General features: G+C 68.4%; 15 protein-coding genes. 9 read left to right on the forward strand and 6 right to left on the reverse strand.

Annotation, left to right across the window (positions count from 1 at the left end; genetic code table 11):
* Positions 1 to 71: 71 nt before the first annotated feature.
* Entirely contained in the window at positions 72 to 359 is a 288-nt protein-coding gene (locus EAO72_RS44020; protein WP_410090182.1) for a hypothetical protein, read from the reverse strand.
* A gap of 125 nt (positions 360 to 484) precedes the next feature.
* Here EAO72_RS44020 and EAO72_RS09650 point away from each other — a divergent pair, with 125 nt between their 5' ends.
* On the forward strand, positions 485 to 1,486 hold the full coding sequence (locus EAO72_RS09650; RefSeq protein ID WP_148016840.1) for an SEC-C domain-containing protein: 1,002 nt from the start codon (positions 485 to 487) through the stop codon (positions 1,484 to 1,486).
* A 41-nt stretch (positions 1,487 to 1,527) separates the two neighbouring features.
* Here EAO72_RS09650 and EAO72_RS09655 read toward each other — a convergent pair whose 3' ends face one another.
* Together EAO72_RS09655 and EAO72_RS09660 are read right to left on the reverse strand one after the other, a co-directional pair.
* Positions 1,528 to 2,076 (reverse strand): hypothetical protein, encoded by a 549-nt coding sequence (locus tag EAO72_RS09655; protein ID WP_148016841.1) that lies wholly within the window; start codon positions 2,074 to 2,076, stop codon positions 1,528 to 1,530.
* 112 nt (positions 2,077 to 2,188) lie between these two features.
* Positions 2,189 to 3,058: a helix-turn-helix transcriptional regulator gene (locus tag EAO72_RS09660; protein WP_148016842.1), complete on the reverse strand. Its 870-nt coding sequence runs from the start codon at positions 3,056 to 3,058 to the stop codon at positions 2,189 to 2,191.
* Positions 3,059 to 3,370: 312 nt separating this feature from the next.
* On the opposite strand from EAO72_RS09660, the gene EAO72_RS09665 reads away from it, so the two are divergent.
* The 6 genes from EAO72_RS09665 to EAO72_RS09690 all read left to right on the forward strand — a co-directional run bounded on the left by EAO72_RS09665 (position 3,371) and on the right by EAO72_RS09690 (position 11,336).
* Entirely contained in the window at positions 3,371 to 3,952 is a 582-nt protein-coding gene (locus EAO72_RS09665) for a hypothetical protein (protein WP_148016843.1), read from the forward strand.
* 135 nt (positions 3,953 to 4,087) lie between these two features.
* Entirely contained in the window at positions 4,088 to 5,617 is a 1,530-nt protein-coding gene (locus EAO72_RS09670; RefSeq protein WP_148016844.1) for an ATP-binding protein, read from the forward strand.
* 53 nt (positions 5,618 to 5,670) lie between these two features.
* Positions 5,671 to 8,598 (forward strand): Z1 domain-containing protein, encoded by a 2,928-nt coding sequence (locus tag EAO72_RS09675; RefSeq protein WP_148016845.1) that lies wholly within the window; start codon positions 5,671 to 5,673, stop codon positions 8,596 to 8,598.
* A 14-nt stretch (positions 8,599 to 8,612) separates the two neighbouring features.
* Positions 8,613 to 9,065 (forward strand): very short patch repair endonuclease, encoded by a 453-nt coding sequence (locus EAO72_RS09680; protein ID WP_187284994.1) that lies wholly within the window; start codon positions 8,613 to 8,615, stop codon positions 9,063 to 9,065.
* Positions 9,062 to 10,018: a DNA cytosine methyltransferase gene (locus EAO72_RS09685; RefSeq protein WP_148016846.1), complete on the forward strand. Its 957-nt coding sequence runs from the start codon at positions 9,062 to 9,064 to the stop codon at positions 10,016 to 10,018. The genes EAO72_RS09680 and EAO72_RS09685 overlap by 4 nt, the downstream gene beginning before the upstream one ends.
* Positions 10,019 to 10,130: 112 nt before the next feature.
* Positions 10,131 to 11,336 (forward strand): DNA cytosine methyltransferase, encoded by a 1,206-nt coding sequence (locus EAO72_RS09690; RefSeq protein WP_261991398.1) that lies wholly within the window; start codon positions 10,131 to 10,133, stop codon positions 11,334 to 11,336.
* A gap of 27 nt (positions 11,337 to 11,363) precedes the next feature.
* Here the strand turns inward: EAO72_RS09690 and EAO72_RS09695 are convergent, their stop codons facing one another.
* The 3 genes from EAO72_RS09695 to EAO72_RS09705 are packed head-to-tail and all read right to left on the reverse strand — an operon-like array spanning position 11,364 to position 15,345.
* The gene (locus EAO72_RS09695; RefSeq protein WP_148016848.1) at positions 11,364 to 12,254 is read right to left on the reverse strand and encodes a DUF6339 family protein; all 891 of its coding nucleotides are present in this window, start codon (positions 12,252 to 12,254) and stop codon (positions 11,364 to 11,366) included.
* On the reverse strand, positions 12,251 to 13,243 hold the full coding sequence (locus EAO72_RS09700; protein ID WP_148016849.1) for a hypothetical protein: 993 nt from the start codon (positions 13,241 to 13,243) through the stop codon (positions 12,251 to 12,253). The genes EAO72_RS09695 and EAO72_RS09700 overlap by 4 nt, the downstream gene beginning before the upstream one ends.
* The gene (locus tag EAO72_RS09705; RefSeq protein WP_148016860.1) at positions 13,240 to 15,345 is read right to left on the reverse strand and encodes a helix-turn-helix domain-containing protein; all 2,106 of its coding nucleotides are present in this window, start codon (positions 15,343 to 15,345) and stop codon (positions 13,240 to 13,242) included. Before EAO72_RS09705 ends, EAO72_RS09700 begins: the two co-directional genes overlap by 4 nt.
* Before the next feature lie 1,054 nt (positions 15,346 to 16,399).
* On the opposite strand from EAO72_RS09705, the gene EAO72_RS09710 reads away from it, so the two are divergent.
* Together EAO72_RS09710 and EAO72_RS09715 are read left to right on the forward strand one after the other, a co-directional pair.
* Positions 16,400 to 21,166, forward strand: a complete 4,767-nt coding sequence (locus EAO72_RS09710; RefSeq protein ID WP_148016850.1) for a DEAD/DEAH box helicase — start codon at positions 16,400 to 16,402, stop codon at positions 21,164 to 21,166.
* Positions 21,163 to 22,318, forward strand: a 1,156-nt coding sequence (locus EAO72_RS09715; RefSeq protein WP_148016861.1) for a UvrD-helicase domain-containing protein, incomplete at its 3' end; no start/stop codon positions are given. The genes EAO72_RS09710 and EAO72_RS09715, both read left to right, overlap by 4 nt.

The raw sequence follows: 22,318 nt of genomic DNA on the forward strand, positions 1-22,318 counted from the left end.
GGTACTGCCGTACGGGCGTGGCACGGAGGGATGTTGCGGCCCCGGAACACGGCGTCAACGGGTGAGCCTTGTTACGGCTCTGGAGAGTTGCGGGCCCTGGGCCTATCGTGCGGGCCGTGCGGCAGCGGACAGGTGAGCGGATCCCGGTGGTGGTGCAGCGTGACGTGCACGGTGTCGGCGGCCTCGGCGCGGGCCTGCCGGTTGGTCCACCACAGCTGATGGGCGACGAGCAGCAGCAGGACGACGCCGAGCGTCATCACCAGCTCCGCGCCCGTCCACAGCCCGCGCGCGGCCAGCCGCCTCCCGCGCACGTCACGCTGCACCACCACCGGGATCCGCTCACCTGTCCGCTGCCGCACGGCCCGCACGATAGGCCCAGGGCCCGCAACTCTCCAGAGCCGTAACAAGGCTCACCCGTTGACGCCGTGTTCCGGGGCCGCAACATCCCTCCGTGCCACGCCCGTACGGCAGTACCGTGTGGTCCATGCGCCCCGACACGCCTGCCGACCACACCACCGAAGCCGAGCGCCTGCTGCGCACCGCGGCGCAGTATCCGGAGGACCACGAACCGCTGCTCCTCCAGGCGGCGGCCCATCTGGAACTCGCCGGCGACCGCGCCCGTGCCACCACGCTCTACGACTCCCTGCTCAGCGACCCCGACACCGAACATCCCCACCTGGTGAAGGCGCTCAACGCCGCCAACCTGTGGGAGTACGGCCACGAGGCCGAGGCCCGCGCGATCATCGACGGCATCCGCGCGGCCGCCCCGCCGGAGGCGGCGCCGTGGGAGATCGCGGCCGAGACCCTGGAGGCCCACGACGAGCTGGAGTCGGCCCACGACTACTTCTCCACGGCCCTCACCCTGCTCATCGCCCCGGGCGAGGAGGTCCCGTACGCCACCCAGTCGCTGCTGACCGGCCGCCACCGGGTCCGCCGCCTGATGGGCGTCACGCACGACGCCTGGGACGAGCTGGCCGACGCCCTCCACACCGCGGCGGTCCCGCTGGACGAGCTCCACGACCCGAAGCGGCTGTGGGCGCTGGGCTCCTCGGACCCGGGCGAGCTCCGGGCCGAGATCACCCGCCTCCGCGCCGAACTGGGCACGTACCGCACGGCCCTGTCCCGCCCGTTCCCGGTGGCGGTGCTCCACTGGCCGGAGCCCGAACTGCGTGAGCTCCTCACCGCGTACCCCGGCCTCGGCAGCGAGTACGCCTCGCACCCGGACCACCTGGCCCTCCTGGAGGCGGCCCTGCGCGACCTCCATGCGGCGGGGACCCCGAACCTCGGCATCGTGACGGGCACGGTCCCGTCGTACGAGGCGTTCGCCGCCTCCGAGGCCGCCTCCCCGTCCGACCCGGACCTGCTCCCCCAGTACGCGACGACCCTGGCCGCCCGCGGCCGCGCGGTCCCGTGGCCCCCGGCAAGGAGCGCGGCGTGCTGGTGCGGCTCGGGGCGGTCTTACCGGGACTGCCACGGGGGCGCGTAGGGGAACGCCGGTCCCCCTGGACCGCTACGGGTACGTACCCCTCAGTGCTGGGGCGGGCGGGCGGCGCGCCGGGGCAGGCGGCGGTCGAGGACGGCGCGGAGCCTGTCGGTGTCGTCCCTGCCCAGGGAGCGCTTCGGCAGATAGTGCACGACGAGCAGGTGGGGCGCGGGCGCCAGCAGGACGAACCCGGCGGCGGTCTCCACGTACCCGCCGAGGCTCCGCCATCCCCGGCGCGTCTCCATGTGCGCGCCCGTGAAGCGCACGGCGTCGTCCGAGTCGCTCACGGTCACGCTCCAGGGCCCCGTCGCGGCACCCACCCTGGCGTGCCGCGCGGCCAGGACGCTGGTCCGGGCGACCAGACCGAGCAGGCAGCCGACGAAGGCGCATGCCGCCGCCGAGAGGCTGTCCGAGATCAGCCAGACGGACGCGGCGAAGAGCACCGGCACCAGCAGCCGCTGCAACCGCCCCCTGATCCCCCGCATCCTCCCTCGTGCACGGAAGGCGTCGGACCAGTCCGGCCGCCCCAACTCGTATCTCAGCTCGACGACGGTGCTCTCCGCACGCTCCGCCGCGCCTCGTGCCTCGGCCATGGCCCTCCCCTTCCGGTCGCGGCGGTGATCGTAGCGGGTAGACCGCGATCACCCCAGGCCGGGAACAAACCGCCCGCACGGCACCCGGATACGCCACGCCCGGGGAAGGCTCTCACCGGGTCGCCGATTCCGTGACGTCCAGTTCCTGGGTCCCCACGACGGACAGCAGCTCCAGCTGCTCGGCTCCCGGGCTTCCGGGTGGGGCGGTGAACCACAGCAGACGTTGCCGTCCGTCCTCGCTGAGGAGGTTGTAGCAGTCGAGCTCGATGACGCCGAGCAGGGCGTGGACGATGCGCTTGTGGTCGATACGGCGCACCGCGACGTCGTGGGTGTCCCAGAGGGCTGCGAACTCCTCGCTGCGACGGCGCAGCGCGGCGACCATCTCCGTGACCTCCGTGTCCCGGCCGCGCCGGGCGGCCACGGCCCGGAGGTCGGCCACGAACACCCGGGAGTGGTAACCGTGGTCCTCGGGCGGGTAGATCCCGCGCGCCCGCGGGTCGGTGAACCAGCGGTACACGAAGCTCGCCGCCGGGCCACGGCGTGCCGGGGACCTGCCGAGCAGGGTCCGGGCGAGGTCGTTCTCCACCAGGGTTTCGTGCAGGTCGGTGATGACACGCGCGGGGGTGTTGGACAGCCGGTCCAGGAGTCCGAGGAGCGCGGGCTGCACGTGCGCCGACGGTCCGTGTGCCGACGGGGGGACCGGCCGTTCGGCCAGGCGGAACAGGTGGTCGCGCTCGTCGCCGTTCAGGCGCAGGGCCCGGGCGAGTGCGGCCACGGTCTGGGTGGACGGCTGCACGCCGTTCTTCGCGCTGCCACGTTCCAGCTCGGTGTAGTAGTCCGCCGACAGCCCTGCCAGCTGCGCGACCTCCTCGCGGCGCAGCCCGGGGACGCGCCGTCGCGGGCCTTGGGGGAGACCGACCTCGGCGGGGCGTATGCGGTCGCGACGTGTCCTGAGGAAGGCGCCGAGTTCTGGAAGGTTCACCCCTCCATGGTCGCTCGTACGCCGGAGCACAGCCAGGGGGTGGCGTCCCCTGGGTAGACGCAGCCCTGGCTGGGGACGGGGAACCGGACGATCGTGGAAGACGCAGCAGGGCAACGGCAAGGCCGCGGCCCAAGCCCTCTTCCCCAGGAGTCAGCCATGTCCCCGGGGTGGGGTACGTACGGGAGCTGTCGGCGGGACCCCCGGAGCCCGCGTAACCCCTTCGGACATGGCCGACTTACCCCTGGGCAAGCGCCCCCCGTGCCCCGACCATGGCCTCCTGAAGCCTGGACCGCTGCGGGGGGAAGGCCACACATGAGCAAGAACGACCCGGGCACGCCCGACAACACTCCCCCGCGACCCTGGGCCCGCGGCAACCCGGGGGCCGGCGGCCCTCCCCGCCCGCCGCACCCTCCCCGAACCGGCGGCTTCGGCGGCGGCCTGCCTCCCGCCGTGGGCACGATGCCCGCCCCGGTCAGCAGTCTGCGCGTCCTGATGATGGTCATCGGCGGCCTCCAGGCGATCCTGGGCCTGGCCCTGGTGACCAACAGCGTCTCCATCGCCACGTCACTCTGGGGCGAGGACGACACGTCGGCGTACACCCGCCGGGCCGCGGGCGAGGACCACGCCGGCATGGTCGTCTTCGTGGGCATCCTCATCCTGGCGGTCACCGCCTGGGGCATCCTGACCGCCCTGAAGTTCCCGACCCGCCACCCCAACGTGCGCAATTCGGCCATCGGCTACGGATGGATGACCCTGGCCTTCACGGTCTTCCTGTGGGCCTTCACGACGGTCCTGATCCTGGTCCTCATCTGGCTCGCCGTGGCCATCCTGCTCATCGTCCGGCCGAACCAGCCGGAGTGCAGGGACTGGTTCGGGGCGCCGCGGCAGCTCTGAGGCCGTCGCCGGCAGCGCTTTTGTCACCGGGATACCCCACTGTCCGACCTTTGCAATATCATCACAGCCAACCACTCATTCCAGGGCCGCACCTCCCCACGCAGGTCTCAGCTCTGTGTGCGCGAGGAAGTCTTCATGCCGCCCTATCAGCCCTCTGCCGACTGGCAGTTCGAGGTTCCCACCACCGGCACCAAGCGGCTCCCGCCCGCAGCCCGTTACGTCGAGTCGTTGACGCATCAGGGGTACGGATTCGAGGCCGCCATCGCCGACCTGGTCGACAACTCCATCGACGCGGGGGCGCGCAACGTCGTCGTCAGCTTCCTGCGCGACGAGGACCGCCTGGTCAGTCTCCTCGTCATAGACGACGGCCGCGGGATGGACGACGCGGCGCTGGACACCGCGATGACGGTCGGCGGCCGCCAGGACTACGACGACGGCGCCCTCGGTCACTTCGGCGCCGGCCTCAAGGCCGCCTCCCTCTCGCACGCCGACTCGCTCACCGTCATCAGCCGCACCAAACGCAGCCCGGCCACCGGCCGCCGCTGGCTGACGGCCCGCGCCCAGGCCGACTTCAGCTGCGACATCGTCGACCCGGGCTACTGCCAGGATCTCGTCGACCGTTACGACGGCCTCATCGAGTGGCACGGCACGATCGTGCGCTGGGACAGCGTCCGCGCCTTCGACACCGTCACCACCGGCCAGGCCGACCGCTATCTCAACGACGCGATCGAGAAGCTGGAGACCCAGCTGGGCCTCTACCTCCACCGCTTCCTCGCCCGTGAGGACTTCAACATCGACATCGTCGTCGAGGACGTCCGGACCAAGGAGGAGCTGGACCACCGCGGCGTCGAGCCGATCGACCCGTTCGGCTACCGGGTGCCCGGCCGGGCCGGTTTCCCCCGTACGTACACCGCACCGGTCCAGGGCGTCGGCGAGGTCGCGCTCACCGCGCACATCTGGCCGCCGAAGTCGCCCCTGGTCAGCTACCGCGGCATCGGTCCGCTCGCCGAGCGCCAGGGCTTCTACATCTACCGCAACGACCGGCTCGTCCAGGCGGGCGGCTGGAACAGCACCCGCAGCCCCGAGGGCCACCTCGCGCTCGCCCGGATCGTCGTCGAGCTGCCGGCCGAACCGAACGACGTCTTCGCCCTCACCGTGAAGAAGGACGGCGTGACCGTCACGCCCGCGTTCGCCCGCGGCCTGGAGCAGGCCGTGGACAGCGAGGGACAGGCCTTCGGTACGTACGTGCAGGAGGCGGCGGCCACGTACCGCGAAGCCGCCAGGCGCGCGACCGAGCCGCAGCGCAAGGCCGTCCTGCCGGCCGGCAAGGGCATGGACCCCAAGCTGCGGCGCACACTGCGCGACGAACTGCCCGAGCTGGAGGGCGAGGACCCGATCGGCTTCCGCTGGGACACGCTCCCGTCGGACGTGTTCTTCGAACTCGACCGCGAGCAGCGGGAGGTGCGGCTCAACAAGGAATACCGGCAGCTGCTGAACGGCGGTCGGCGCGGAGGTCTCAACGACGCCCCCGTACTGAAGAGCATGCTCTACCTCATGGTCAACGAGATCTTCCAGAAGGAGCGGGTCAGGGCCGTCCACACCGACAACGTGGCGCTGTGGAACAGCGTCCTGGTGACGGCGGCGCGCTGCGAACTCGAACGCTGAACCGCCTGTCCGCCCTCCCCCGCCCCGTTCCGACCCGAGAGAGCCGCGACGTCATGACCGATCACCTGTTCACCCTGCACGGCGATGTGCTGGCCGCGATGCGGCGTGGTCCCAAGCCCTTCGCCAAGCTCGCCTTCGTGCTCTCCGAGGCCGAGGAACCGGCCGACACCGCGCTCGGCCACTTCCGTGACCGCGTCCTCGCGGCGGACCCCGGGGACGGGCTGATCGCGCTCTGGCACCGCACCCTGACCACCTGGGACCTCGCGGAACAGGCCGACTGGTCAGCCGCCCCGGCCCGTACGGACGCCCGCCGCTCGGACACGTACGACCGGCTGGGCTTCGGGCCCGATCTGCGCAAGGCGCTCGACGGCGCCGTCCCGGTGTTCAAGGAGCCCGGCCCGACGGTGATCAGCAAGGAGTTCACGTCCTGGTACTCCCGTGACGCCGCGGCCGCGCGCTCCTTCTACTGGAACTCCTACGAGCAGCTCCTGCGCGGCAAGGGCTGGCCGGACGAGGCGGTCGCGGGGCTCGACGAGGCGACCCATGCCGTGGTCGAGCGGCTCTCCGACCCCACCAGGACCGAGGCGTACGGCGCCCGGGGACTCGTCGTGGGCTACGTCCAGTCGGGCAAGACCGCCAACTTCACGGGCGTCACGGCCAAGGCCATCGACGCCGGATACCGCCTGGTCATCGTGCTCGGAGGCACTCTCAACCTCCTCCGCGGCCAGACCCAGCGCCGCCTGGACATGGAGCTGATCGGCCGCGAGAACATCCTGCGCGGCGCCGACCCGGCGGATCCGGACGCGCTGGTCGGCATCGACTACCAGGACGACGAGGACTGGCCGGCGAAGTTCGTCAGCCACGGCGGCCGGCCGTCCACCCTGGGCGCGTTCGACATCGAACGCCTCACCACGCGCGACGACGACTACAAGAGCCTGCTGAACGGCATCCGGGCCCTGGAGTTCGAGAAGCAGGCCCGCACCCTGCCGCTCCACGACCCCGCCAACCTGCACCACGCGGCCGCCCGCGTCATGGTCGTGAAGAAGAACAAGTCCGTACTTTCCAAGCTCATCAAGGACCTCAAGAAGATCGGCCCGATCCTCTCCGAGATCCCCGCGCTGATCATCGACGACGAGTCGGACCAGGCCTCGGTCAACACCACGGACCCGAAGAAGTGGGAGGACGGCAAGGTGGCCCGCACGGCCATCAACAGCCAGATCTCCCAGCTGCTCACCCTGCTGCCGCGCGCCCAGTACGTCGGCTACACCGCGACGCCCTTCGCCAACGTTTTCGTCGACCCGGGCGACGGGGAGGACATCTTCCCGCGCGACTTCCTCATCTCGCTGCCCCGTCCCACCGGCTACATGGGCGTCCAGGACTTCCACGACCTCGAGTCGGCGGAGGGCACGGCCGAGGAGACGCACATCCGCGGCATCTACGAGGACACGGGCGACCGCCTCCAGGAGGCCCTGGACGCCTTCGTCCTCACCGGCGCGCTCAAGCTGTACCGGGTGGACCGCGGTGTGGACGAAGGCCCGTTCCGCCACCACACGATGCTCGTCCACGAGTCGGTCCGCATGGCCGAGCACGCGGCCCTCGCCCTGCGCATCAACTCCATGTGGCACCGGGCCGCGTACACGAGCAAGGAGGGCCACGACCGCCTGGCGGCGCTCTTCGCCTCCGACTTCCACCGCTACGCGGACGACACCCTGCCCACGCCGGAGTCGTACGACGAGCTCAGGGCCCACGTCTCACGTGCCCGCCAGCTCATCAACGCCGGCGGCTCCCCGGTCCTGGTGGTCAACGGCGACACGGAACGCGACTACGCCCAGCCCGAACTCGACTTCGACCGCACCCCGCACGTGTGGAAGATCCTGGTCGGCGGCACCAAGCTCTCCCGCGGCTTCACGGTCGAGGGCCTCACGGTGACGTACTACCGCCGCACCACCCAGCAGGCGGACACCCTGATGCAGATGGGCCGCTGGTTCGGCTTCCGCCCCGGCTACCGCGACCTGGTCCGCCTGTACATCGGCCGCGAGGAAGCGCTGGGCAAGTCGAGGACGGTCGACCTGTACGAGGCCTTCGAGGCCATCTGCCGCGACGAAGAAACGTTCCGTTCCCAGCTCACCCGGTACGCCACCCTGGTGGACGGCAAACCCCAGGTCACCCCGGCCCAGATCCCGCCACTGGTCTCCCAGCACCTTTCCTGGCTCAGGCCGGCGGCCCGCAACAAGATGTTCAACGCGGAGCTGGTGGAGATCCGGTCGCCGGGGCAGTGGGTGGAGCCGACGGCTTATCCGACCGGGCGTGGGGACCTGCGGCACAACACCGAGGCATGGCGGCCCGTCCTCGATGCGCTGGACCCCGCTCCTGTCACGCTGAGGTACTCCTCCGCCGAACATGACCGGGACGACAGCTACGAGGCGCTGCTGGGGACCATCGGCCACAGCGCGCTGATCAGCATCCTGTGCGATCTGCGGTGGTCCGCCCCCACCCAGTTCTCGCCGCACCTGCAGTCACTCGTTTCGGCGGCCGACGCCGGCAACGTCATCGACGACTGGTTGGTGATCGCTCCGCAGCAGACGTCGAACCGCAGGACGGAAGCAAGCATTCTCGGATCCCGTCCGCTCTCGCTCGCAAGTCGTACGCGACGCCGCGGTGATCTCTTCGGGGCCATCAGCGAACCCAAGCACCGCGCAGCGGCTCTACGGGTGGCCGGTGCTCTCGGGGACTCCGGTGATCCCGTGGTCGAATCACTCGTTCGGGAGCGACGGGGTGTTGTGGTCCTCTACCCGCTGGTGGAAGAAGAGCCACGGCTGTCCGCCGGAGGTGCGATCGATCCCGGTGACGTCGTCATGGCGTTCTCACTCGTGGCCCCGGCCTCCCCGCACACCGGACAGGAGAACATGGTGCGCTTCCGTGTCGTCGATTCGAGCAAGGGTGATTTCGCCGTCATCGATCGCGACGAGGACGGAGCGTAGGAGACTTGGCAGTGATGAGCACTGCCAAACCGTCCTCTCCCGGCGTGTCCGCCCGGATGAGCCGACAGGCCAGCCGAGACACCGCACCCGAAGTGGCGGTCCGCAAACTGTTGCACGCGTCCGGTTACCGGTACCGCCTCAACGAGCGAGTACCGCACATGTCCCGGCGGACGATCGACATCGCGTTCACGCGGGCCAAGGTCGCCGTGTTCCTGGACGGGTGCTTCTGGCACGGATGCCCCGAACACGCCACGCAACCGAAGTCGAACGCCGAGTGGTGGCGACAGAAGCTCGATCGCAATATGGCACGGGACGCGGAGACAACGGCACATCTGGTCACCGAGGGGTGGACGGTCCTGCGCTTCTGGGAGCACCAGCCTCCGACGCAGGTCGCCGAGCGGGTGACGGAAGTCGTCGACAGCAAGAGGTCCGCGAAGCGGGCAGGGTCAGAAGGTGGGGGCTTGTGAACGGATTACGGTTCGTGGACGTGTGCGCGGGGGCCGGCGGACTGGCCCTGGGGCTGGAGCAGGCAGGGTTCGAACCGGTGTTGCTACTGGACAACAAACCCGTGGCCTGCGACACCTTGCGCATGAACCGGCCGCGGTGGAATGTCCTGGAGATGGATCTTCTGGACTTCGTTCCGGACGAGCACCCGCAGACGTACGACGTCGATCTGCTGTCCGCCGGACTGCCCCGTGTGAAGTCGAGCGCGACGGCGGCAAGGAACGAGACCAGTGAGGAGGAGCGACTCCTGGAGGCGGCGGTCCTCCTCACGCACTCGATCCAGCCGCGTGCCATGATCATCGAGAACGTGCCGGGGTTGGTCGACTCCGAGGCGTTCGAGCCCTTGCGTGACTTCGTCCGCAAGGAGCTTGAGCATCTTGGCTACCGGTTGCACTGGTTCGTGCTGAACGCGGCGGACTTCGGTGTGCCGCAGGACCGCAAGCAGGGGGTGCTGGTCGCTCTCAAGGAGCGCTACTTCGACTCCTTCCGGCCGCCGGTTCGGACGGTCACCGAATATGTCTCGGTGGGCGGGGCGCTGCGTCGTTCCATGGCTTCCCGTGGATGGAGCGGCGCCCATGCCTGGGCGGATCAGGCGATCAGTGTGGCGCCGACGCTGGTGGGTGGCTCCGACAACAGAGGGGGCGCCGACCTGGGCCCGACCGGTTCGAAGAACGCCTGGGCGCGCATGCGGGTCAATGGGGGCGCCTTGGCCGACGAGGTTCCGGGGCCCGAGCTGGACGGCTCACCCGCCATGGTCAAGCTCACGGACACGCAGGCGGCGCTGCTGCAGAGCTTTCCGGACGAGTGGCTGTTCGCGGGCAGGAAGACGGCCCGCTACCGCCAGATCGGGCATGCCTCGCCGCCGCCGGTAGGGAGGGCTTTGGGTGCCGCTGTCGCCGAGGCTCTGCGTGGATGAGCGCCCGAAGCACTCCCGGATCGAGGGTTAGTTGATCTTGAACGGCCGGCTACACTTCAATCCCATGACCCACTCACCACATCCACCACTCCTACCTGCGCATTTCCGCATCGTGGACTTGTTCGCAGGCCCGGGCGGCCTCGATATCGCGGCCGCGATCATGGGAGTGGAAAGCATTGGTGTCGAGTGGGACGACCCGACCCGCGCGACGCGCGACGCAGCGGGACTTCGCACCACGGTGGAGAAGGATGTCGCCGCGCTGGGCCCGTGCGATCCCCAGGTGGTGGACGCCAACGTCCTCACCGGTGGGCCGCCGTGCCAGTCGTTCTCCGTGGCCGGCAACCGGGAGGGTCACAAGGCCTTGGAGGACGTGAAGCGGCTGGCCGGCTGCTTGGTCGGCGCAAGGGACCGCAAGTCCTTCGACGCCATTTGGGGCGAGGTCAAGCGCGAGACCGACTCCATGTCCGACTCACGTACAGGGTTCGTGCTCCAGCCGTTGCGTTGGATCATGGAGGCGAAACTCAAGCGCAAAAAGCCCTACGACGTGGTGGTGCTGGAGCAGGTCCCCACGGTGCTGCCGGTGTGGAACCACTACGCCGAGTTGCTCAGCGGCATCGGCTACGCAGCCAAGGCCCACCTCCTGCACGCGGAGGCATTCGGTGTCCCGCAAACACGCCGGCGCGCGGTGCTCATCGCCCAGTGGGACCCCGAGAACTCGTCGAGGGATGTGTACTTCCCCGAAGCGACCCACCAGCAGTACCGCAAGGGGGTCGAGCGCCTGCTGCCCCCGCCGCATGAGGGCCCGACCGACGAACCGCACGAGGGTGCCTTGTTCGCGCGCCCCAAGAACACCAGGGAACGGAGGAAAGAGCCCTGGGTGTCGGTGGGGGACGCTCTCGCCACGGCCCGCCCCCGTGACTTCGTCCTGGTCTCCAACTACGGTTCCGGCGGCGACCCGAAGAACCGGGGGCGCCGCACCTCGGAGGAGCCGGCCGCAACGATCACCGGCAAGTTCCGCCGCAACCGGCTCTTCCTTCTGAAGGAGAACGAGTCCGGCGAGAAGGAGATCGGCGAGGAGCTGGACCGGCTGTCGTTCGAGGAAGGCGGCCTTCTCCAGTCCTTCCCCGCTCGCTACCCGTGGCAGTCCACCGACGTCGCTCAGCAGATCGGCAACGCGGTCCCGCCCCGCCTCTCCCTGCACATCCTGAGCGCCGCGCTCCTGCGTGAGGCTCCGAAGGACGAGTGGTTCGCGCGGCTCAAGGAATGGAAGCCGCAACCTCGCCCCATCGAGAAGGACGCCCCTACCGAAGGCCCCTGACACCAAAGGGCCTTCGGGCAGGCCGGGTCAGTCCGACTCGTTGTCGTCGGTGTTCTTCCCCCGCACAGGAGCTCCGGCGAAGAGCTCCGCGAAGTGCTCGGTGAGGGTGGCCACGGAATCCTCCGGCGCCCTCTCCTCGTCCGGCCCTTCCGGAAGCCCTCGTCGCGGTACGGCCGGTGCCCACTCCGCGGCTTCGACCCACTGCGCCGACGGACGACCGTCACGCTCGATGTCCGGCGCCATGACGTCGTACATGAGCGTGGCGGCTGAGGCGTTGACCGCCTTGAGAAGTGCATTGACTTCCCGAGTCGTGCTCACCGTTCCTCGACTGATCAATGTCACCAGAGCCTGCGCTGTAGGGCGATGGTCGATCACGGAGAGTCGCAGCGCCGAGTTGAACATCTCCTGCTGGCCGCAGGCGGTCACCACCGGGCCGTAATCCGGCCCGTTCCGAAACAACTCGGCTGCCCACCACAGTCGTGCGAATGCCTGCGAGTCGGCGGAACCGCGAAAGCGGCTGGCCGCCACTCTCGGTGGTCCCCCGTCCTTGGGTTTCGTCGTTTGCCGCCACACCACGTAGTCGGGCGCGACCCCCAATGCCAAGTAGTTCCAGAACCGGCGATCCGCCGCCTCCCGACGCGTCAGCCGCAGGGTCGCGTGGAGCCGAGGAGCCAACCAGGCGTCGGCGGCGGTGGCCTTGTCAGCGCTGAACACGTGCATCGCGTCGTCGACGAGATCGCGGACCGGTAGAAGCGCCCCTCTGGCCTCATTGTGCGGCAGGGGTTCGGTGACCTTGTTGAGCGCTATGGCCGGCACGTCCTCCTTGCCGGTGAGGAGACCGTCGGTGATGTAGCGAGCGGCGTTGAGATCCGCGAGTAGCGCCAGGCGCTCGGGCAGATGGCTGGGCTTGTCGGTCACGCGTCGGTCCCCCGGTCGAGTCGGTCGAGGCCTCGGATGGTCGCGGTCAGCGCCTTGGGCACGTCCGCCCTGCGCGTTGCGGCGTAGTGGATGCGCGGCTGGAGGTCGGTCCACCCGGACGCCCCCGTCCTTCTGCCGTGCACTTCCCGCAGCGCGTCCCCCAGTGGTCGACCGGGCACGACGTCCGGAAGCATCTCGCGGAGCACCTCACCCCGCCAGTCCTGGGGGAAGAGCGGAGTGCCGTCTTCCTCGATCTCCAAGTCGCCGATCGCCGTGTGGAACACGGCCGTCCACACATCCGTGCACATCTGGGCGAGGAGAAGGTCGCGGACCAGGCTCTCGACCGCCGTGCCGTTGCCGTCGACCAGCTCGGTGATGCCCTCGAAATCGGTATTCATGTGCACGGTCGGAACCTCGCCGGAGGTGTCGACCGTCCACGGCACGTCCGCGAAGGGTTGCAGCCACTCCGGGCCATCCCGGAAACCGACCTCGGAAACTTCGAGTTCTCGCTCACGCAGAGGGGTGTCGGCTTTCAGGTCGACGATCCAGTCCCGCTCCGAGACGGCGATCATGCGACCTGGCACTCCATCGACCGTGGCGATCACGTGGACCGACATCGTCGCGCGGTCGAGATGATCGGCCCGCCAGAGGTCCAAGTAGCCGGCCCATTCACGGCCGCCCTCGGCGCGAGGCTCCAAACGCACGGTGGTGCGTGCGTTGGTGGCTCCTTCGGTGAGGACGACCACGACCGATACATCGGACCAGGGCCCGTCGGGCCCCGTCGCGCGTCCGGGCACGACAGCCGTGAAGGTCAGCCGGGCCTTCTCCCAGTCGTTCCGCTCGGCCAATCCCAGCGCGACCACCTGCTCGACCGTCGAGAACGTCTTCGTGTCGAGCGGCTCCCGTGCCTCGCCCGGGCCCCGCAGTTCGACCGCGGTGACCCGCAGAGTCACTGAGCCGGGAAGCCGCTTGTACGGATAGCCCCTCATGCCCGGCCTCCCTTGTCAGTCCCGAGTTCGACGATCAGGCCCGTGAATACAGCCCTCACGGGGTGCGTCGACACGTCGGTCGTCCCTCGGAACGTCGCCTTGCGGGCACCCGGCGCGAAGCGCAGCGACCCGTCCACCACTTCACAGTTGTGAACAGCAACGAGCTCCGCCCACGCGAGGACGGGGCGCGGCCCCGATCGCACGTCCAGCTTCGCCACGGGAACCGGTCGCGATGAGTCCGCGCCGGCCGGGATCTTCACCTCGCCGGTGACGGACCAAGCACCGTCCGCATCGACGAAGGCGTCGAGTTCCTCCAACGTCGGGAGCGCCGTCGGGCCGGCGGGGCGAGGGGCTCGCTTGCCGCCCAGCGTCAGCTTCTTACGGAGTCGTTCGGCCCCGCCCGCCCGTTTCGCCTTGGGCAGAGCGACGAGTTCACGCACCGCCTTGTTGGTGTCGGTGGTGAGTTTGGCGATCCGGCGGTACGCGGACGGCGAGTACAGCATCCGCAGCTCCTCCGTCTGCCCCCATTTGTTGTGCTCGGGCGGTTCGGAGGTGCGCAGAAAGACTTCCGCCTCGACGGCGCCAGGAGCGTCCTCACCGGCGGCATGACCCGCGAGCAGTACCGCCTGGAAGGGGTTGGTCCCCACGGGCAGATCCCCCACTCGGGCCGTCCTGACGGTCATACGGTTGCCGCGCATCATGACCACGTGGTTCGGCTTGCCGACGTCATCGGCCTCCGTCACCAGGACGACGGCCCGGTGTTCGACCTTCTCCGTGCCCCCCGCCGAAGGAGGCACATTAAGCGTCACCGTAGACATGGCCACCTGACCGGCCTCGGTCAGCCGATCCACGGTCGTGCCGTCGAGGAACGCCTGCAGGGCCCGGGTGCGTGAGGGCTGCGCCGTCCGGGGATCCACCCGTTCCTGCGGAATGATCTCCGCACCGTTTCGGAGTGTTCTGACGGATGCCTCCAACAGCGGTCGTCGCGTCTCTCCCACAGTCATGGCCGCCCAGAAGTTTCGACCGAGGGCCTGGACGAGGCGCTTGTGCATCCGGTGCACGCTGTCGTCGTCCTCGATGCCCTTGCTGTCGGCGTCCGGGTCCGCCTCGACGAGGCTCGCCACGTCGTGCGCGCCGACGATCAAGAAGGACGTGCCCGGCTCGTCACTCTCCCGCGTGAGGTGGAGGCGCTCGACCTTCTCCTCGTCGGCCCACCACGAACGGGCCACGTCCGAGCTGTCCGCGTCCGGATCGGGACGTCCGAACCAGGCGGGGCCGGCCCAGGCACGACCGTCCACTTCGCGCCAGGGAAGATCGATCCGGCCGATCAGGCGTCGCTCGGTGCGCCCCTCGTGCGGCTCAGAGAGAGTGGAGTTCATCAGGACGAGGCCAAGGCGACTCGTCGCCCAGAGCGTCGCCTTTCCCAGACCGTACGAACCGCCTGCTCCGCTCACCGTCTTGTGACTGTCCAGCTGCCGACGCACCACGGCGGCGAAACGACCGGTCTCGTAGTCGTCGCCGGTCAAGCCGGACGCGTTGTAGTCGTCGACCCGCAACAGGACAAGCCGGTCCCGCTCGTACATGTCACGCAGCCCGGCAGCGATGACCCGCCCGACCTTCTGGTTCTGGGACGCCGCCGACTCGTAGTGCGGGAGGAGTTCGTCCCAACGAATCTCCTCACGGAACCGGGCCAGAGCCTCGCCTGTCAGCTCGTGCAGCGTGTAACGCACTCGGACCGGTTGTTTGCGGTCCAGACGCTCGTCGAGGCTGTTCTGCGTCGCTTCACGCGCCAACACCTCGACGTCGGCCTCGAAGGCGAAGGCCGCGGCATTGCCGAAGTCGCGCCCACCGTCGGCGTATCCGGGGCGGTGGTACCAGGAGACGGGGAGACCGGCCAGGGTGTCGGCCGTACGGGTGTGGATCGTGCCGAGGTCGGTGCCGAGCGCCTCCGCGATCTTGGCGATGGTCTCCTCGCGAGGAGTTGCGCGCCCGGTGATCCATGCCGACACCGCGGCCCGCGTCATCCCGATGCGCTCGCCGAGGTCGGCCTGGCTCAAGCCCGACTGCTTCAGCTGCCGGGCCAGCCACGGACCGAAATCCATGCCGCTGTCCAACGTCACCACTCCTCAGCTACCTGGACGACCATGGGACTAAGGTACAGGCAAATTTGACAGTCTCCAGGTGACGACAACGAGATTTGACAGCCGCTCCGGCGCCTTGAACCGTTCATCGCTTCGCTTGATCCAAATGCACTACAAGTCCCACAATCAGCCTTTGAGTCGGGCTCGCAACCTTCTTGACCATTCAGTCCGGATTGCACCTTTAGTGCCATACGTCACCCTCGCCATTCCCGCCGAAAGACCCTTGCGGTGGGCCCGATTGGACAGGTAAGGTTCCTAGCAGAAGAGCCCTGACCGGGCTCGGATAAGCACCCTTCTTCAGGTGCTTAGTTTGCTGCGCCCGGACGCCAACCTCACGTCCATTCGCAGAAATTTCAACGGGTCGGCGAAACCCCTTGCTAGCACTCGAGAAATGCGGTTTGATCCTCGGCAATAACCACACCGGATCCGCACTTCTTCTCGGAAGAAACCTTTCATCGACATCTGCCGAATTCACCGCCCCCACCTTGTGTGTATTCAGCCTTCTGCACGTGCGCAAATTCTCGCGAAACAAACCCGTGCCCAGTACACACAAAACACCAAGGGGTAAGTTCTATGGACAAGCGCTCGTTCGGCCCTCACGCCTTCTTCCTCATTCGTGAATACGACAGTAGGAAGCCGTGGGAGAAGGACAACTTCCTGACAAGCACCGGCCTCAGGACTGCCGACATCGAAAGGCTTCGGGCTCTCCAGGACAGCCTTGAGGCCCCCCGCGAGTCCGCCCCGGAGCCCCCGCGTCGTCGGCGTCCGCGTTCGCCCCGCCGTCCCCGGGTGGTCGGGGCGCGCCCCGCGAACCGGAGCGACATTCTCTACGCGGCCCGGAACCGCCGGGCCCGCCGCCCCGTGGTCCTTGTCATCCTCGTCATCGGGCTGAACTGAACCAGGCGCCCCCCTGGACATCCGCCACCTATCGTTGAGTTCGCCGGCCGGCCGCGCCCCCGCAGCGGCCGGCCCCCGCTCCCCCACGTTCATCTCACGGCCATGAAATGGGATCACCTTGAACCACAGCGACGTGACGGGTATTTCGGGAGCCTTGCCCGTCATCCAGAAGATCCTCGACCAGTCGGCGCGCGTTCTGGAGACGTACCGCGTGGACCCCGGGTTGATCCTGGAGCATGCCAACGGCGAGCGAAGGATCACTCAGGGCGGTTACGGCGACCGCCAGTTGTTCGAACTCGTGCAGAACGCGGCGGACGAGATCGCCTCCGCACCTGGGGGAAAAGTACATGTCGTGCTCACCAGGACGCACCTCTACTGCGCCAACGAGGGAACGCCCGTCACGCCCGAAGGCGCCGAGACCATTCTCCGCATGAGCGTGTCGAAGAAGCGTGGTGGCCAGATCGGTCGGTTCGGTGTCGGCGTGAAGTCGATCCTGGCCGTGACGGACACCCCTCAGTTCTTCAGCACTTCAGGTGCGTTCGGCTTCGACCGGGTGTGGTCGTACGAGGAAATCAGGAAGGCCCGGGGGACGTCTCCCGAAGACGTCTTCGAAGCGCCCGTGCTGCGGATGGCTCGTCCGCTGGACGCCGAACAGGAGCGGTTCGCGGACTCCGTCCTGAATGATCTGCTCACCTGGGCCACGACGGTGGTGCGGTTGCCTCTTCTCCCCGGGGCCGCCGAGCAGCTGAGTCACGACATGCACGACTCGATGAACAGAGCCGAGGAGAAGCGCGAGTTCCCCGCCAGGTTCCAGCTGTTCTCCCATCACGTCGGAACGGTGGTCCTCGAGGACGCCCGGTCCATGCCGCCGATCCGCCGCGAGATCACGGTCGACCATGACGGCTACCGGCACACGATCCACGAGTCACGCACGGGCCGGCCGCAGTCCAGTTCCGCATGGAAGGTGTTCACGCACGCCCATCGGCCGTCCGAAGCTGCCCGCGCCAGCGCAGGCGAGATGCACGATCGCGGCACCATCGACATTTCGTGGGCCGTGCCCGAATACACGGGTGAGACCGTGCTGACCACCCCTCGGGGCCGGGGCGAATTCTGGTCGTTCTTCCCGACGAAGTACCCGATGACTCTGCGAGGGGCGCTCAACGGTGCGTGGAAGACGAATGAGGACCGCCAGAACCTCCTGGATGCGAGCCCGTTCAACCAGGAGATCATCCGTGTCGCCGCCCGGCTCGTGGTCGACTCCCTGCCGCATTTGGCTCCTGCGCAGGATCCGGCGGCCTATCTTCCGCTGCTCCCCGGCCGGACCAAGGAATCGGAGACCTTGAACTGGGCGGACAAATACCTGACGGAGCAGATTTGGAAGTTGGCGGCGGAACGGCCCTCGCTTCCCGACCAGGACGGTGTGCTGCGGGCCCCCCGTGACATTCACGTGCATCCGGCGCCGCAGAACAAGATGCCGCTCAAGCAGGAATGGCTCCGCATGTGGAGCGCGTGCCCCGGACGACCATCGAATTGGATCCACCCGTCCGTAGAGGCAGCCGAATTCCGCGCCGGCAAGGTCGGTCACATCCTGGAGGAGACGAAGCAACGCCGCGCGACCGTCCGAGAATGGCTGGAAGCGCTGGTGACCGAGGAGACGGTCGAGGCGTCCGGCGTCGCTATCCGCATCCTCGCCGCCATGATCCGCGAGGCCTCCCCCTTCGCGGCCGAGGCCCGCACGGCCCGGATCGTGCTGACCGAGGAAAGCGGTCTGGTCGCACCCGTTGTGGGCAAGGTCTACCTCCGGACGGCGCAGGACGGCCTGCGTGACGGGACGACGTACGTCGATCCGCGGTTGTCGGAGGACGAGTCCCTGGTCAGCGACCTCAACGAGATCGGCATCCGTGAGGCGGACCCCAGGGGCCGCTTCATCGGTGTGCTGGAGCAGGGCATTGAGAACTACGGGCCCCAGGACTGGACCCGTTTCTGGGAGCTGTTCCACAGTGCGGGCGGCAGCCGGGTCAGCGGTGAGGTGACCTCCCGAGTACCCGATCCGTTGGGGACCCTGTTCGTGCGCACCGCCGACGGTCGGTTCCACCGGATGCGGGAGTGCCTCCTTCCAGGACCGGTGGTGCCTGCTGACGGCTCCCGGGACGCGTCGGTCGCCGTGGATCCCACCTTCCACTCGGACGACCTCCAAGTACTGCGGGAGTTCGGCATGCGGGACAAACCCACTCACGGACACAGGCCGACGAACGAGTCGTGGTTCGAGGAGTACCGGGCCGCGATCTACGACAGCTACTGCAAGACGCTCAGCAGCAACGCCGCACGCCCCAGCCTGGCCAGGATCAAACTGGAGGGCTCCCCGGTCGGCGGTCCCCTGCACCTTCTGGAACTCCTGTCGGAAGAGGGGAGAGCGGCCTTCGTCAAGGCCCTGCCCGACGACAGCGTCATCGACACCTGGACCTTGCAGGTGGGCGTCCAGGCTTCGACGCGCAAGGTGATCCACTCGCCGCTGCGCTGGATGCTGCGCCGTCACGGACGCGTGGCCACCTCACAGGGAATCGTCCCGCTCGCCAGTGCGGTCGGCCCACAGCTGCACGCATACGCGGATGTTCTCCCCGTGGCCGACATCAGTGCGGAGAAGGCACGCAAGCTCCACCTTCCCGTGCTCGTCGACGAGGTCCCCACCAAACAGTGGGAGCGCCTTCTCGAACAGCTCCGCGAGAGCGACGACGACGTCTTCGTCGGTCGCACCTACGTGATGCTGACCCGGCTCGAAGTGGAGTTCCCGGATCAGCTCACCCGCTGCCGCGTGGGGGCGGAATGGGCCGCCCGCGAGGACAGCGAAATCGCCGTGGCCGCCAACGCAGCCGAATACCGCGCGCTTCGCGTCGAGCAGATCCCGGCGTTGTTGGCCGGAGGGCCGGAGGACGCGGCATTGCTGGTCAAGACATGGGGGATGCTTCGCTACTCCGACGTCATAAGCAAGGAGATCCGGCACGTCGGCGTCGGTGAGTCCGTCCTGTTGCAGGACGAGTTCCCCACGCTTCGCCAGCGGCTGGGCCCTGTCGTGAACAACCATCGCCTACTGCGCTGCTCGGAACTGGAGGAGGTGCTCCGGACGCCCCAGGGCTCCACTACAACCACTCTCGACAGTGCCTTGCAGGGCACGACGGTCCTGGTGCTGGATTCCGCGGATCGCCTGACGACGCTGGTGGCCGCTGATCGCGAACTGCGGTGGGGACTGAAGGAGTCGGGGTGCCGAGCGGTCCTGGAAGCTCAGGCGCGCCAGGAGGCGGACAAGGAGCTCCAGGCATCTCTGCGGCGCGTTCGGCAGGCGAGCAGCGTCGAGGAGAAGCTTGAGCTGCTCATCGGCGCGGCCGCGCTCCGCGCCGGTCTTCCTCCGGGCCTGTTGGAGAGCGAACCGCCGGAGCCGGGAGGCGGCGAGCCGTCCCCTCGTCGCATCGCCCGCCTGGCCTACAACGCCCATGGCGACGGTGTGCTTCAGGTACACGCACGGGATCTGCAGGCCGCATATCCGAGTCATGCCCCTTCCAGCTTCACCGGGGCATCACCAGCCGTGAAGTTCGTCTCGGAGTTCGGTTTCCCGGACTCCTTCGCCGGCGCACGGACGCCCGCGTTGCCTCCTCGGCTGGACGTTCCCGGCCCGTCGGAGTTCCCACGTCTGCATGATTACCAGGAGCGACTCGCGGCAAAGGTCTTCGCGATGCTCGATCGCTTCACCCCGCAGCGCGGCATGCTCTCCCTCCCCACCGGAGCGGGCAAGACGCGTGTGGCGGCGGAAGCCGTCATCCGGTGGATCAAACAGGTGGGCGAGCTCAGTGGCCCCATTCTCTGGATCGCCCAGACCGAGGAACTCTGCGAACAGGCCGTGCAGAGCTGGAGTTTCGTCTGGTCGAAGGTGGGGGCGGAGACTCCTCTCACCATCAGCAGGCTGTGGACGACCAACGAAGCCGGGCCGGTCACCGACCGCCCCCACCTCGTCGTCGCCACGGATGCCAAGCTCCGGAACTGCTTGGACACCGAAAGCTATGCCTGGCTCCGGAAGGCCAGCCTGGTCATCGTCGACGAGGCCCATGTCGCCATCTCTCCCCAGTACACGGAGATCCTCAGTCAACTCGGGCTCACGGCCTACGAGACGCGACGTCACCTGCTCGGGCTGACGGCCACACCGTTTCGAAACACCAACGACGCGGAGACCAAGCGGCTCGTCCAGCGCTTCGGGGCCCAGCGCCTCGACGACGGAGTGTTCCCGTCGGGCGATCCGTACGCAGAGCTCCAGGAACTCGGCATGTTGGCGAAGGTCACGCACCGGGAACTGCTCGGAGGCACGATCGAGCTGACGCAGGACGAGAAGACACGCGCCGACCAGATGAGTTTGCTCTCCAAGGCCGCGGAGCAACGTCTCGCCGACGACCAGGACCGCAACAAGCGAATCCTCGAAGAGATCGAAGCCATGCCGCCCGACTGGCCCGTCCTGGTCTTCGCCACGTCCGTCGCTCATGCCAAGTTCCTTGCGGCCAAGCTCAAGGACCGCGGCATCACCGCGGCTTCGGTGGACTCGGCCACGTCCACGGGTGAACGCAGGCGGAGCGTCGACGACTTCCGGCGCGGTCGCGTCCGAGTGCTGACGAACTACGGCGTTCTGACGCAGGGCTTCGACGCACCGGCGACCAGGGCGGTCGTGATCACCCGTCCGACGTACAGTCCGAACGTCTACCAGCAGATGATCGGTCGCGGGCTGCGTGGCCCCGGGAACGGGGGCAAGGAGACGTGCCTGATCCTCAACGTGCGTGACAACATCACGAACTACGACAAGGCCCTCGCCTTCACCCAGTTCGAGCACCTGTGGAGGGCCCTGTGACCGACGCTTATCTCGACAGCCCGCCCCTCACCGAGGAGCAGCAGGCCGTGGTCGACCAGCCCTGGGACACTCGGCTCCTGGTAACCGCCGGAGCCGGCGCCGGTAAGACCCACACGCTCGTCCGGCGGCTGGACGCCCTCATGGGAGACGAGGAAGCAGCGCTCGAAGCCGGAGAGATCCTCGTTCTCAGCTTCTCCAGGGCCGCCGTGCGGGAACTGCGGGAACGGATCGCCCTGCACGCCCGCGAGGCCCGCCGGGTCAGGGTCCAGACCTTCGACTCGTGGGCGTACTCCCTCCTCCGCAGCGAGCAGCCGGACAGGGACTGGAGTGCGCTGCGCTTCGACGAGCGGATCGGCGAGGCCACGGAGGCGATCCTGCGTGGCGCGATCGAGGAAAGTGAACCGGGCCCGCCGGCCCATGTCGTGATCGACGAGGTCCAGGACCTGGTGGGCGACCGCCGGGACATGGTGGAGACCCTGCTCGACCGATTCCAGGACAGCTGCGGATTCACCGTGGTCGGCGACGGGGCCCAGGCGATCTTCGGGTTCCAGGTGGCGGACGAGGACGCCCGCGCCGCCGAGACGAACTACTTCTTCGACTGGCTGCGCGGGTCGTACCCGGACGACCTCGTGGAGCTCCACCTCTCCGCGAACTTCCGGGCGCGCACCACCGAGGCAGCCGTCGCACTGCCCCTCGGCTCCGCGCTCCAGCGTCTTCCGTCGGAGAGTGCCGCGTCGGACGCCGCCGGTGAGGACGTCTATCGAGACCTCACCGATTTGCTCCGGGGCTGCCCTTCATTCGGTGCCGTCACCGACACGTTCACGCTCGACTCACTGAGAGATTTCCGAGGCACGTGCGCGATCCTCTGCCGGGACAACCGCCAGGCTCTGGTGCTGTCGGAGACGCTGTTCTCCCACGGCGTGCCCCACCGACTGCAGCGCGATCTCCAGGACCGCCCCGTGCCTGCCTGGGTGGCCTCGGTACTTCGTGGCACCGGATCGACCACGCTGACGGAGGAGCGTTTCGAGGCTCTGCTCGGCTCCGGGCCCGTTTCCCCTGTCGGAGATCGCGCACGGGTATGGCGCTCGCTGCGCGGTGCGGCGCGGGCACCGCGAGGGCTCATGGATGTGGCCGCGGTGCGGCGGGCCGTGG

The sequence above is a fragment of the Streptomyces sp. OR43 genome (genome assembly GCF_008042275.1).
Classification (GTDB): domain Bacteria; phylum Actinomycetota; class Actinomycetes; order Streptomycetales; family Streptomycetaceae; genus Streptomyces.

Bases quoted from the DNA above. Each gene is read 5' to 3' on its own strand.
- EAO72_RS09650 (WP_148016840.1), top strand. From the start codon at position 485: ATGCGCCCCGACACGCCTGCCGACCACACCACCGAAGCCGAGCGCCTG.
- EAO72_RS09655 (WP_148016841.1), bottom strand. From the start codon at position 2,076: ATGGCCGAGGCACGAGGCGCGGCGGAGCGTGCGGAGAGCACCGTCGTC.
- EAO72_RS09665 (WP_148016843.1), top strand. From the start codon at position 3,371: ATGAGCAAGAACGACCCGGGCACGCCCGACAACACTCCCCCGCGACCC.
- EAO72_RS09670 (WP_148016844.1), top strand. From the start codon at position 4,088: ATGCCGCCCTATCAGCCCTCTGCCGACTGGCAGTTCGAGGTTCCCACC.
- EAO72_RS09675 (WP_148016845.1), top strand. From the start codon at position 5,671: ATGACCGATCACCTGTTCACCCTGCACGGCGATGTGCTGGCCGCGATG.
- EAO72_RS09680 (WP_187284994.1), top strand. From the start codon at position 8,613: ATGAGCACTGCCAAACCGTCCTCTCCCGGCGTGTCCGCCCGGATGAGC.
- EAO72_RS09700 (WP_148016849.1), bottom strand. From the start codon at position 13,243: ATGAGGGGCTATCCGTACAAGCGGCTTCCCGGCTCAGTGACTCTGCGG.
- EAO72_RS09705 (WP_148016860.1), bottom strand. From the start codon at position 15,345: ATGGATTTCGGTCCGTGGCTGGCCCGGCAGCTGAAGCAGTCGGGCTTG.